This is a genomic window from Sphingomonas insulae, assembly GCF_010450875.1.
Classification (GTDB): domain Bacteria; phylum Pseudomonadota; class Alphaproteobacteria; order Sphingomonadales; family Sphingomonadaceae; genus Sphingomonas; species Sphingomonas insulae.
The window spans coordinates 2752701-2765354 of record NZ_CP048422.1 but is presented as its reverse complement, the minus strand read 5'-3'; the positions used below and the strand labels follow the sequence as shown (position 1 = coordinate 2765354).

Genomic DNA, 12654 nt, shown 5'->3' with positions numbered 1-12654 from the left:
CGCCGCCCCGTGGACGTCGATCGCTGTGGACCCTGCACGGATCACCCATCATCGAACGGCAATCGCCGTCCTTCGACAAGCGTGACGTTCGTGACGTTCGGACCCGCGGCATCACCCGTGGGCGACCTACGGCACCCCGTCGACAAGCGCGACTTTCGTGACCTTCCGTATCGGCGCCAGCCCCGTGCCGCCGCCCCGCGGGGCTATTGCCCGAACCCGCCCTCGCTCGCCCGCGTCACCGCATCCCGCGCCGCGGCCAGGATCGCACCCGCCTTCGCCTCGCATTCGCGCTGCTCATAGGCCGCGACGCTGTCGGCGACGATGCCGGCCCCGGCCTGCGCATGGACGACGCCATCCTTCACCACCGCCGTCCGCAGCACGATGCACGAATCCATCGACCCGTCCGGCGAGAAATAGCCGACGCCGCCCGCATAGGCACCGCGCCGCTCCGGCTCCAGCTCGGCGATGATCTGGCACGCGCGCACCTTCGGCGCACCGCTGACCGTGCCGGCGGGGAAGCCTGCGAACAACGCGTCGATCGCGTCGGCAGACGGCGATAGCTCGCCCACGACATTCGATACGATGTGCATGACATGGCTGTACAATTCCACGCCATAGCTGGCCGTCACCCGCACCGATCCCGGCCGCGCCGAACGACCGACGTCGTTGCGCCCCAGGTCGAGCAGCATCAGGTGCTCGGCGCGCTCCTTGGGATCGGCGAGCAGGCTCTCGCGGTTCGCCTCGTCCTCGGCAGCGGTCTTGCCGCGGGGGCGGGTGCCGGCGATCGGCCGGATCGTCACCTGTCCGTCGCGCACCCGCACCAGGATCTCCGGACTCGATCCGATCAGCGCAAAGCCGGGCAGGTCGAGGTGGTAGAGGAAGGGCGACGGATTGATCCGGCGCAGGCTGCGGTACAGCTCGAACGGCGGCAGCGCGAACGGCGTCGAAAACCGCTGCGCCAGCACCACCTGAAAGATGTCGCCCGCCGCGATGTAATCCTGCGCCCGCCCGACCATCGTCGCATAATCGGCCGGCGCCACAGCGGGGGTATAGCGCAGCTCGGCCGCCTCCGCGCGGACCGGCGCCGGTAACGCCGTATGCGCCAGCCGCGCGGCGGTGGCGTCCAGCCGCTCCTCCGCCGCCGCGACCTGCGCCGCCGGATCGCGCGCCGGATCGGGCCAGACCGGTGCGACGAGGTAGAGCGTGTCGGCCAGCCGGTCGAACACGCAGATGACCGTGGGGCGCACGAACAGCATGTCCGGCAGCCCGAGTGGATCGGCCGCCGGCTGGTCCAGCCGCTCGACCAGTCCGATCGTCTCATAGCCGAAATAGCCGACCAGACAGGCGAGCGCGCGCGGCAGGGCGGCCGGCACGTCGGCGCGACATTCGGCGACCAGCGCCCGCAGCGCCGCCAGCGTCGGTTGCTCCGCCGGCACGAATGCATCGCGGTCCGTGGCCCAATGCCGGTTGATCTCGGCCCGGTCGCCGGATGCGCGAAAGACCAGGTCGGGCGCCAGGCCGATCAGGCTGTGCCGGCCGCGCGTCTCGCCGCCCTCGACCGATTCGAGCAGATAGTCGCCGCGTCCCGGCTCGATCAGCTTCAGCGCGGCGGCGACCGGCGTCTCGGTATCGGCAACCTGCCGCCGCCAGACGAACGCCGGGCGACCGGCGGCCAACGCGGCGACCGGCCCGCCGGCTGGTGCAGCGACCGGCCCGCCGGCTGGCGCCGCGATCGGATCATCCATCGCGGCGGTCACCTCAGTTGCCGTTGCCGGCCAGGTCGGCGCGCACCTTGGCCAGCGCGGCGGCGTCCGTCTTGACCCCGACGACGCCGCGGATCGCGCGGGCGAACTGCTCGGCATATTCGCGGCCGACCACCTGGGCGATGCCGCCGCGGGCGCCGTTGATCGCGGCCGGGGTGCCGGCGGCATTGCCCGGCACGATCGTGTCCAGCTTGACGATCAGCCAACCCGCATTGTTCGGCGCCTCCAGCAGCTTGGCGCTGCCCTTGGTCATGCTGAACATCAGTGCGAGCGGGGCCGGTACGTTACCCTGCTGCTGCGCCAGCTGGGCGCGCGTCGCACTGGCGGGCTGGACCGGGGGCAGCGCCCGGCCCGACGTCGCCAGCGCCTGTGCCAGCGGCATGCCCTTGTTCACCTTGGCAAGGATGTCGCTCGCCAGCTTGCGCGCGGCGGCGCGTGCACGATCGGCGGTGACGTCGGCGGCGACCTGCTGGCGTACCTGCGCCAGCGGGCGCGGCGCGGCGGCGATGACGCGGCCGATCGCGACGACGGCAAATCCGCCGTCGGTGCCGATCGGGACCAGCTGCGCCGGGTCACCCTCGGCCATCTGGAATGCGGCGGCGACCACCGGCACCACTGCCGGGTCCGGCTGGGTCGCCGGCGCGTCCGGGTTGACGCCGTTGGCGAGCAGCGCCGGCGTGGTCTGCGCCGACAGCTTCTGGTCGGCGATTGCCTCGTCGAAGGTCGCGTTCTTGGCCAGCGCATCGTCCAGCTTGTCGTGCACGTCCGACAGCGCCTGTTGCAGCTTCTGCTTGGACAGTTCGGCGACCAGCTCGGGCCGCGCCTGCTCCAGCGTCTTGCCGGCGACCTGCTCGACCGCATCGACGCGCGCGACGATCCAGCCGAGCGGCCCGCGCACCGGCCCGATCACGCCGCCGCGCTGCGCGGCAAAGGCGGCGTCGGCGACGGCCGGCGTGCTGGCGGCGGCATAGGCCTGCTTGGTGACGCCGGTCTGCACCGCGGGCTCCAGCCCGGCGGCACGTGCGGCATCGGCGATCGACGCGCCACCCTTCACCTTGGCGGCAAGCGCATTCGCCCCCGCCTGATCGGCGACCACGACCTGGGCGATCGTGCGCTTTTCGGCGGCGGCGAATCGGCTTGCCTGCTGCCTGTAGGCGGCGGCGATCTCCGCATCGGTCGGCGTCGCGCTGGCCTTCACCTGCGCGGGGCTGACCATCGCATAGCGGACGACGCGGCGTTCCGGCACGGTGTAGCGGGCGACGTTGCGGCGGTAGAATGCCTGCAGGTCGGCATCGGTCGGCGCCGCGCCGGCATCCACCGCCTTGGCGGGGATGAAGCCGACCAGGCCGTCCCGCTTTTCGAGCAGCAACGATGCATAGGGCAAAGCGACCTTCATCGGTACCTGCGTCGCGCCCTGCGTCGGCAGCATCAACTGCTGGGCGATGATGTCCCGGGCGATGTCGCTGCGGACCTGCGCGTCAGTCAGCTTCTGGTCGGCGAGCAGGCGCTGGTAATTGGCCGGATCGAACTGGCCGTTAGGACCGCGCAGGCCGGGGATGCTGGCGATGACGCCGTCGATCGACCGCTTGCTGACCACCATGCCCTGGTCATGGCCAAAGCCCTCCAGCGCCAGTCCGTTGATCGTACGATCCAGGATGGACTGCAGCCCGCCCTGCGCCAGCAGCTGTTCCATCGTCGCGGTCGGCTGCTGCTGGCGTGCCGCCTGCAACTCGGTCTGCACTCGGCTGCGCAGCTCCGCGGCACCTACCTTCTGGCCGCCGACCGTGGCGACGTTGCCGCCTGACAGCGCGGTCGAACCACCGCCCAGGCCGGTGATGTCACCGGCGGCAAAGGCGAGGGCGATGACGCCCAGCACGATGAAGGTGACGACGATACCGGCCTTGGAATTGATGATCCGGCGAAAGAAGCTGAGCATGAAAAGGCCGATCGTCCCTTGAACAATTGGGCTCGCTTTAGGGGGGCGGCGCCTTGCCATCAAGCACGGGCGCAGGCATTGCCTGTTTAACACGTAAAACAGGAGGTTGGATGACACGGCGCAAGCTGGTGGCGGGCAATTGGAAGATGAACGGCTCACGGGCCGGGCTCGCCGAACTCGACGGCATCGCCGCGGCGGCCGCATCGGCGCCCGGCGTGGATGTCGCCGTGGCCGTACCCTTCACCCTGATCGCGCCCGCCGCCACGCGCGTGCCGGCGTTGCAGATCGGTGCCGAGGACGTGCACGAGGCGGATAGCGGCGCGCATACCGGCTGCGTCTCAGCGGCGATGGTGGCGGAGGCGGGCGCCCGGTTCGCGATCGTCGGCCATAGCGAACGACGCGCGGACCAGGGCGAAACCAGCCATGATGCCTGGGCAAAGGCGGCGGCGGCCCGGCGGCAGGGGCTCCACGTCATCTCCTGCTGCGGCGAGACGGAGGCGGAGCGCGACGCCGACCGCGCCGAGCGCGTGGTGCAGGCGCAGATCGAGAAATCCGTACCCGACAATGCCGACGGCAGCTGGTTCACGCTCGCCTACGAACCGCGCTGGGCGATCGGCACCGGCCGCACCCCGACGCTGGAACAGATCGCGGCCATCCACTCGATCGCACGCGCCAAGCTGCGCATGCTGATCGGCGACGCGGCCGACGGCGTTCGCATCCTCTATGGCGGATCGGTGACCGGCGACAATGCCGAGACGATCCTCGCGTGCGAGAACGTCGATGGTGCCCTGGTCGGCGGCGCCAGCATCACCGCGGCCAAGTTCGTGCCGATCATCGAGGCTGCCGCCCGGCTGTAGGGGGCATCGCGGCCGGGGGCAGGGCGCGGACCCGGGGTCGGTCAGCGTTGCGAAAGGCGGGGTGCGGCATCATCTTGCGCATGGTGATCGCTCCCACCCCTCTACGCGACCGGCTCGGTGCGGCGACTCTGACGGCGGTGATCGTCGCGGCGCTCGGCTACGCGCTGCTGCTCGGTCTGGCGTTCCACGGTGTAACCGGCCCGGCACAGCAGGCGCTGGCGACCTTCGACCTCTCTCCCGAACCGCCGCCGCCGGAGCGTGTCGTGCCGCCGAAGCGCAAGATCAACCGGGCCAGCGGCAAGGCGTCACCGCCCAATCTGCGCTCGAAGGCGACAGAGGTCACCGCCCCCATCCCGATCATCCAGGTCGTGCCGCCGACCCCGATCGTCGTCGCGCCGCTTCCCAACATCGGTGTGCAGGCAACGTCCGGCGCATCCGACCGGGCGGGGCCCGGCACCGGTGCCGGCGGGATCGGCAACGGCAACGGGGCAGGGGGCGATGGCGATGGTGACGGCAGCGGCTGGGAACGCGTACCCCGGCTTATCAACGGCCGCATCAAGGGGTCGGACATTCCCGATGCGATCCTCGACGTCGGCTTCCGCGGCGTCGTCGGCATGCGCTACCGGGTGGAGACGGACGGCCGCGTCACCAATTGCATCGTCGCCCGCTCCAGCGGCAATGCGCTGATGGACCAGGCGACCTGCCGCGCCGTCGAAAAGCGCTTCCGCTACGAACCGTGGCGCGATGCCGCCGGTCGACCCGTCCGGTCGACGGTGTTGCGCGACCAGCAATGGGACATCGACCCGCCGACCATCGACCGGTGACGGTCAGTCCATCGACCGGTGACGGTCAGCCCATCGACCGGTGACGGTCAGCAGGGATACCGCTGCTTCAGGACGGCGTAGCACGCGCGCACGGCATAGGCGTCGCCGCCCTTCGGTCGGCCCGGCTTCGCGCTCGGTCGCCAGGCAAACACGTCCATGTGCGCCCAGGCAACGCCCTTGGGCACGAACCGGCGCAGGAACAGCGCCGCGGTGATCGCGCCGGCGAAACCGCCATCGGGCGCGTTGACCATGTCGGCGATGTCGGATGCCAGCATGTCGTCATAACCGTCCCACAGCGGCAGGCGCCACATCGGATCGTCCAGGGCGGTGCCGGCGGCCAGCAGGTCGTCCGCCAGCGCGTCGTCGTCGGTGAACAGCGGCGGCAGATCGGGGCCCAGCGCGACCCGCGCCGCGCCCGTCAGGGTGGCGAAGTCGAGGATCAGTTCGGGCTTGCCTTCCCCCGCTTTCGTCAGGGCATCGGCCAGGATCAGCCGCCCTTCCGCATCGGTATTGGTGTTCTCGACGGTCGGGCCCAGCCGGCTGCGCAACACGTCGCCGGGGCGGAAGGCGTTGCCGGCGATGGCGTTCTCGACCGCCGGGATCAACAGGTGCAGCCGTACCGGCAGCCGCGCCGCCATGACGAGGTCGGCGAGCGCCAGCGCATGCGCCGCACCGCCCATATCCTTCTTCATCAACCGCATTCCCGCCGCCGGCTTGATGTCGAGCCCCCCGGTATCGAAAACTACCCCCTTGCCGACAACCCCGATCCGGGGATGCGCCGGGTCGCCCCATTCGAGCTCGATCAACCGCGGCGCGCGTTCCTTGACCGCCGCCTGACCGACCGCGTGGATCAGTGGATAGCCGGTGGCGAGCGCATCGCCGTGAGTCACCGTGACGGTGGCGCCATGCTGCTGTGCCAGTTGCTCGGCGATCACCTCCAACTCCGCCGGGCCGAGGTCGCCGGCACCGGTATTGACGAGGTCGCGTACGAGCGCCGTGGCCCTCGCGATGCGAAGCGTTTCGTCGATGGCGGCCGCATCGGACGTCAGCAGAATGCGCGCCGCCGTATCATCTGCCTTGCGGTATCGGTCGAAGCGATACTGCCCCAGCAACCAGCCCAGCGCGGCGGGACCCAAGTCGCCGTTCACGCGATACGTTCCGCCGGGCAGCGCCGCGACGGCCCGCGCGAGCGTCCAGGGGCCGGGCGTTGCGGCGACGATTATCGCCTGCACATTGTCGTCGACGTACACCGCATGGCCGCCCGCCTTGCCGGTGAAGCGCTGGGCGGCGAGCGCCGAGCGCACGCGAGGGGGCTGGACCTTCAGCCACGCGTCGACGCCATCGGGTGTCACGAGATGGATCGGATGCGCAGGCTGGCCGCGGTCGGGCTGAAGCAGGGTTTCGGGCATGTCAGTTCGCCGGGCTCACGAGGAATTGTTCGTAGCGTTGCTGGCCGTCCGGCTCGGCGAAGGTGCCGATCGACAGCTTTCGCTTGGGGTAGGTGACGGTGTAGCGTCGCTGTACGAACCCGCCGCGCAAACGCCTGGGTCCGGCAAGTTCGAAGCCGGTCGGTTCGCCGAGCGCGGACAGGCTGGAGCGATAGTCGGCGAGCACCTGCGGCGAGAAGTAATAGGCGGCGTTGGCGGTCAACAGACTGCGATCGAGCGTGCCGTTGCGGAGCGAATCGAACATCGCCCGTGCCGCCCTGGTCTTAGTCGCCTCGGTCGCATCGGCGCCGGCCGGGAGGACGGCCTTTGCAAGACCTTCGGCGATCGCCTGAAAGGCATCGCCGAAATCGGCATTGGTCAATACGACGATCGCGGCCTTCTGTTCGGGGAAGACGATGTTCTCCGACAGGAAGCCAACGGCCTCGCCGCTATGTTCGATATACGGCTGGCCGGCCCGTTTGCCGATGCTGACGCCCAGCCCGTAGTTGGTCGTGCTGCCGTCGTTCAGCAGCACCGCCTTTTCCTGCGCTGCCCAATCGTCGGCGGGCAGCACACTGCGATCCAGCCTCGCGACGTCCCATTTTGCGAGATCGCCGGCGCTCATCGAGAGTTCGCCGGCCGCGAACAGCCAGCCTGCGGCAGGCGGCGGCGCGGCGCGAACCGGCCCTAGCGCGTTGCGATGATACCCCATCGGGAAGCGGCCGCCGACCGCCTTGTCCTGATCGATCGCGGTGATGCCGAGCGGCGCGAAGATGCGGCGTTGCAGGAAGGTCATCAGCGGTTCGCCCGCCGCTTTTTCCGCGATCAGGCCGGCGACGACATAGCCCGTGTTGGAATATTGCCATTGCGTGCCCGGCGCGAAATCGAGCGGCTTCTTTGCCCAGCGGTCGACGATCGCCTGCGGCGTGGTCGGCGTTTCCATCGCGGCGAAGCTGTAGTCCTGCGGCCAGTAATCCTGCAGGCCCGAGGTATGGCTGAGCAATTGCCGGATGGTGATGCGATCGCCACCGCTGACGCCCGGCAGCCATTTGGCGACGGTGTCGTCCATCGACAGCTTGCCGTCGTCCTCCAGCATAAGGAGCGCGGCGGCGGTGAACTGTTTCGAGATGGACGCAATCTGATAGGGCGCATCGGTCCGGGCGGGCGCGGTGTCCGATTGCCGGCCGTACGCCTTCACCAGCACGATCTTTCCGCCGCGGACGATCGCGATCTGTGCCGACGGTGTGCCGGTCGTGGCAAGTGCGTCGGTGACCACCTTGTCGACCGCCGTCCGTTCGACGGGTGACAGGGTCTGCGCGGCGACGGGAGCGGCGACGAGCGCGAGGGCGGCGGCGAGCGAATGGGAGACCATGATCGCTAGCTGCCACATCCGTACCGGGACGCAACAGTGAAATCCCCGTCATCCATCGACGCAAGCCGTTGGATCAGGCCGGTACCCCGTAAAGGTCGTGATCGTCGGCGTCCTCGATCTCCACCGCGACGATGTCGCCGACCGAGAGGTGGGCGGCATCGCGCAGGAAGACCTGGCCGTCGATCTCGGGCGCGTCGGCCTGGCTGCGGCCGGTGGCACCTTCCTCGCCAACCTCGTCGATGATGACGGGGAGGGTGCGGCCGACCTTTGCAGCGAGCTTCGCGGCGCTGATCGCGGCGGTCTTGGCCATGATCCGCTGGTAGCGTTCTTCCTTCACCTCTTCCGGAACATGGTCGGGCAGGTCGTTGGCGGCGGCGCCCTCGACGGGTTCGAAACGGAAGGCGCCGACCCGGTCCAGCTGCGCCTCGTCGAGCCAGTCGAGGAGATATTGGAAATCCGCCTCCGTCTCGCCAGGGAAGCCGACGACGAAGGTCGAGCGGATGGCGATGTCAGGGCAGATATCGCGCCACTGGTGGATCCGCTGCAGCACCTTGGCATCGTTGCCGGGGCGCTTCATCCGCTTCAGCACCGACGGGGCGGCATGCTGGAAAGGGATGTCGAGATAGGGGAGCACCAGTCCATCGGCCATCAACGGAATGACCTGATCGACGTGGGGATAAGGGTAGACGTAGTGGAGGCGGACCCAGCCGTTGACCGGCGCGACAACCTTGCCGAGTTCGCGGGCGAGGTCGGTCATGTGCGGCACGACCTCCTGCCCCTTCCACAGCCGCGGTTCCTTGCGGATATCGATGCCGTAGGCGGACGTATCCTGGCTGATGACGAGCAGTTCGCGGGTGCCGGCGGCGACCAGCTTTTCCGCTTCGCGCAGGATCGCGTCGGGGCGGCGGCTGACGAGGTCACCGCGCAGCGACGGGATGATGCAGAACGAGCAGCGGTGGTTGCAGCCCTCCGAAATCTTGAGATAGCTGTAGTGGCGCGGCGTCAGCTTGAGCCCGGCATCGGGGATCAGATCGATATACGGCGACAGGTTCGCCGGGGCGGCTTCATGCACGGCCTCGACCACCTGTTCGTATTGATGCGCGCCGGTGACGGCGAGCACCTGCGGGAAGCGGGCGCGAATGACCTCCGCCTCCTTGCCCATGCAGCCGGTGACGATGACGCGGCCGTTTTCCGCAATCGCTTCGCCGATCGCCTCGAGGCTTTCTTCCTTGGCGGAATCGAGAAAACCGCAGGTGTTGACCAGCACGACGTCGGCGCCGGCGTAATCGGCGGACATCTGATAGCCGTCGGCACGCAGCTGGGTCAGGATACGTTCGCTGTCGACCAGGTTCTTGGGACAGCCGAGCGAAACCATGCCGACGCGCGGCGGGGAGGGGAGACGAGTTGCCATGGAACGCGGGCACATAGTGCTTTTTCGTGCCGATCGCCAGACACTAGCATTTCGCGCCGGGATAGCGGGCGTTCGTCGCATCGGCGCGCCTAGCCGCTCGACAGGGTGACGGGCAGGCGCCACAGCGGCGGCGGGAGGGCGTGATGCTGGCAATTGGATTGATGTCCGGGACATCGCTGGACGGGATCGACGCCGCCCTGATCGAAACCGATGGCGAGAGGCAGGCGAAGCCGGTCGCGTTCCGCGGTGAGCCGTATTCCGATACGGCCCGGTCGCAACTGGCGGCGGCGACCGCGCTGGCGTTGACGTTCGACCGGCCGCGGGCCAGCCCCGATCTGGTCGCGGCGGGTGAGCTGATCGACCGGACGCATGCCTTTGCGGTGCACAAGCTGCTGCGCGAGGCGGGGGTCGCGGCGGCGGATGTCGCGGCGATCGGCTATCATGGGCAGACGGTGGCGCATCGGCCGGACCGCGGCTGGACATGGCAGATCGGCGATGGTGCGGTGCTGGCGAAGGCGACCGGCATCACGGTCGTCAGCGATTTTCGCAGCGCCGATGTCGCGGCGGGCGGACAGGGTGCGCCGCTGCTGCCGGTCTATCACGGCGCGCTGGCGGCGGGACTGGACCTGCCGGTGGCGGTGCTGAACCTGGGCGGGGTGGCGAACATCACCTTCATCGGTGCGGACGGTGGGCTGATCGCGTTCGATACCGGTCCAGCCAACGGACTGATCGACAGCTGGATCGAGGCAGAGACGGGCGCGCGCTATGACGAGGGCGGTGCGCTCGCCGCGGCGGGTCGCGTCGACCAGGCGGTGCTGACCGGCATGCTGGATCACGCATTCTTTGACCTTGCGCCACCGAAGAGCCTCGATCGCAACGACTTCACGATCCAGCCGGCGCGCGGACTGGCCGCCGCCGACGGAGCGGCGACGCTGACCGCCTTTACGGCGGCGAGCGTCAACGAGGCGATCGACCGGCTGCCGGCGCGGCCGAGGCGGCTGATCGTTGCCGGTGGCGGTCGGCACAATCCGACGATGCTGCGAATGATCGCCGAGCGGACCGGGCTGGTGCCGGAGCCGAGCGATGCCCTGGGGTGGAACGGCGATGCGATGGAGGCGGAGGGTTTCGCCTATATGGCGGCGCGGACGCTGAAAGGGCTGCCGATCAGCTTTCCGGGCACGACCGGCGTCGCGGCGGCGATGACGGGCGGGGTGGTGAGCCAGCCGTAAAGCGGGACACGTTGAACACCATGGGCATTCGTACGGAAATGTAGGGGAGCGATCGTTTCCATTCTGGCGATGATGCGAAAGAGCGGTCGAGTGGTAGGTCGTGTAGCCGGCCGGTGGAGCGTAGGACAGACCGGCTCATAATCGCCAACCGTCGCGGCGGGTTACGCGAGCGGGCGTCCAACAGCGACGGGTCTGCGCCGATGAGCGGCCGGGTTATCGGCCGATCCAAATCTTCGTCGTCGCCAAGAACGCCGGGTCGATGGTGGCGGGCGGCTGACGAGGTCGCCGCGGCACCTGTTGTGTGACCATGGGTCCCGGCGTTCGCCGGGATGACGGCGGGCGGTGAGGCGATCAGCGTGCCGGGACGCTGACCGGCTTCGGGCAGCCGTCGATTTCGCGCAGCACCGTATAGATCGGCTTGGCCGGCGGCATCTCGCCGAGTTTGCGGATGCCGGGCGGCGGCACGTCGCCGACGTGGCGGGCGAGCGGGCGTTCGCATTTGGGATCGGCGGCCTTGCCGTGGACCGGCATGTTCGATCTCGGAATGGGGTTCGGTGCGGGATGCGGCTGGGCACCGGCGAGTGCGGGCAACAGGATGGTCGACAGGATCGGGTAAGGCATCGTCTTTCTCCCTATCGTTTGCGGGTCAGTTCCCGCATCGCATCGTCGAGGCCGGCGAGGGTCAGCGGGTACATGCGGTCGGTCATCAATTCGCGCAGGATCCGGATCGACTGGCTGTAGCCCCATTGCGCGTCCGGGACCGGATTGAGCCACACCGCGGCGGGATAGGTGTTGGTGAGACGCTGCATCCACACCGCGCCGGCTTCCTCGTTATGATGTTCGACCGAGCCGCCGGCATGGGTGATCTCATAGGGGCTCATCGATGCATCGCCGACGAACACCAGTTTGTAGTCGTGCCCGAATTTATGGAGCACGTCCCACAATGGCGTGCGTTCGGCGAAGCGGCGGGTGTTGTCCTTCCACACCCCTTCGTACGGGCAATTGTGGAAGTAGAAGAATTCGAGGTTCTTGAATTCTGCGGTGGCGGCGCTGAACAATTCCTCGCACAGCTTCACCCACGGGTCCATCGAGCCGCCGACATCGAGGAACAGCAATAGCTTTACCGCATTGCGGCGTTCGGGACGCATGCGGACGTCGAGCCAGCCCTGACGCGCGGTGCCGTCGATCGTCCCGTCGATATCGAGTTCGTCGGCGGCGCCCTCTCGCGCGAACCGGCGCAGGCGGCGGAGCGCCACCTTGATGTTGCGGGTGCCGAGTTCGCGCGTCGAATCGAGGTTCCTGAATTCGCGCTGGTCCCAGACCTTCAGCGCGCGACCGTGCCGGCTTTCGCCGCCGATACGCACGCCCTCGGGATTATAGCCGCCGTTGCCGAACGGGCTGGTGCCGCCGGTGCCGATCCATTTGTTGCCGCCCTGGTGACGCCCCTCCTGATCGGCGAGCCGCTGTTTCAGCGTCTCCATGATCTCGTCCCACGAGCCGAGCGACTTGATCCGCTCCATTTCCTCGGGCGTCAGGAATTTTTCGGCGACGGCCTGCAGCCAGTCGGCGGGAATGTCTTCGGCCTGCGTACCGTAGGTGGTGGCGATGCCGCGGAAGACCTTGGCGAAGACCTGGTCGAACCGGTCGAGCAGCCCCTCGTCCTTCACATAGGTGGCGCGAGCGAGATAATAGAAGGCTTCCGGCGTGGAATCGATCACCTGGGCATCCAGCGCCTCGAGAAGGACGAGATGTTCCTTGAGGCTGGCCGGGATGCCGGCGGCGCGAAGCTCGTCGAGGAAGTTCAGGAACATGCGATTCGCCCGCGGAAGTTGGCG

10 protein-coding genes are annotated in these 12654 nt (G+C 68.6%); 3 read left to right on the top strand and 7 right to left on the bottom strand.

Translation table 11 applies throughout. From position 1 onward, the window contains the following. Positions 1–203: 203 nt before the first annotated feature. Both trpE and GTH33_RS14760 read right to left on the bottom strand, forming a co-directional pair. The gene (gene trpE, locus GTH33_RS14765) at positions 204–1745 is read right to left on the bottom strand and encodes an anthranilate synthase component I (protein ID WP_163959048.1); all 1542 of its coding nucleotides are present in this window, start codon (positions 1743–1745) and stop codon (positions 204–206) included. A 13-nt stretch (positions 1746–1758) separates the two neighbouring features. Continuing rightward, positions 1759–3699 (bottom strand): peptidylprolyl isomerase, encoded by a 1941-nt coding sequence (locus GTH33_RS14760; RefSeq protein ID WP_163959047.1) that lies wholly within the window; start codon positions 3697–3699, stop codon positions 1759–1761. Positions 3700–3809: 110 nt separating this feature from the next. Between GTH33_RS14760 and tpiA the strand changes: the two genes are divergently transcribed. Together tpiA and GTH33_RS14750 are read left to right on the top strand one after the other, a co-directional pair. Then, a complete protein-coding gene (gene tpiA / locus GTH33_RS14755; RefSeq protein ID WP_163959046.1) occupies positions 3810–4556 on the top strand; it encodes a triose-phosphate isomerase in 747 nt (248 codons plus the stop codon). 80 nt (positions 4557–4636) lie between these two features. Continuing rightward, the gene (locus GTH33_RS14750) at positions 4637–5380 is read left to right on the top strand and encodes an energy transducer TonB (RefSeq protein WP_163959045.1); all 744 of its coding nucleotides are present in this window, start codon (positions 4637–4639) and stop codon (positions 5378–5380) included. 47 nt (positions 5381–5427) lie between these two features. Here the strand turns inward: GTH33_RS14750 and GTH33_RS14745 are convergent, their stop codons facing one another. Genes GTH33_RS14745 through rimO form a run of 3 tightly spaced genes read right to left on the bottom strand, consistent with a single transcriptional unit; the run spans position 5428 to position 9590 of the window. Next, positions 5428–6789, bottom strand: coding sequence for a leucyl aminopeptidase family protein (locus tag GTH33_RS14745; protein WP_163959044.1), 1362 nt, complete (start codon positions 6787–6789; stop codon positions 5428–5430). Position 6790: 1 nt separating this feature from the next. Then, complete coding sequence (locus GTH33_RS14740) at positions 6791–8197, bottom strand: serine hydrolase domain-containing protein (RefSeq protein ID WP_163959043.1); 1407 nt, start codon at positions 8195–8197, stop codon at positions 6791–6793. Between the two features lie 55 nt (positions 8198–8252). Further along, positions 8253–9590, bottom strand: a complete 1338-nt coding sequence (gene rimO, locus GTH33_RS14735; protein ID WP_163959042.1) for a 30S ribosomal protein S12 methylthiotransferase RimO — start codon at positions 9588–9590, stop codon at positions 8253–8255. A gap of 143 nt (positions 9591–9733) precedes the next feature. Here rimO and GTH33_RS14730 point away from each other — a divergent pair, with 143 nt between their 5' ends. Further along, positions 9734–10819, top strand: a complete 1086-nt coding sequence (locus tag GTH33_RS14730) for an anhydro-N-acetylmuramic acid kinase (RefSeq protein ID WP_163960097.1) — start codon at positions 9734–9736, stop codon at positions 10817–10819. A gap of 351 nt (positions 10820–11170) precedes the next feature. Here the strand turns inward: GTH33_RS14730 and GTH33_RS14725 are convergent, their stop codons facing one another. Both GTH33_RS14725 and GTH33_RS14720 read right to left on the bottom strand, forming a co-directional pair. Next, positions 11171–11440 (bottom strand): hypothetical protein, encoded by a 270-nt coding sequence (locus GTH33_RS14725; RefSeq protein ID WP_163959041.1) that lies wholly within the window; start codon positions 11438–11440, stop codon positions 11171–11173. Between the two features lie 11 nt (positions 11441–11451). Beyond that, entirely contained in the window at positions 11452–12630 is a 1179-nt protein-coding gene (locus GTH33_RS14720; protein ID WP_163959040.1) for a vWA domain-containing protein, read from the bottom strand. Positions 12631–12654: the final 24 nt, after the last annotated feature.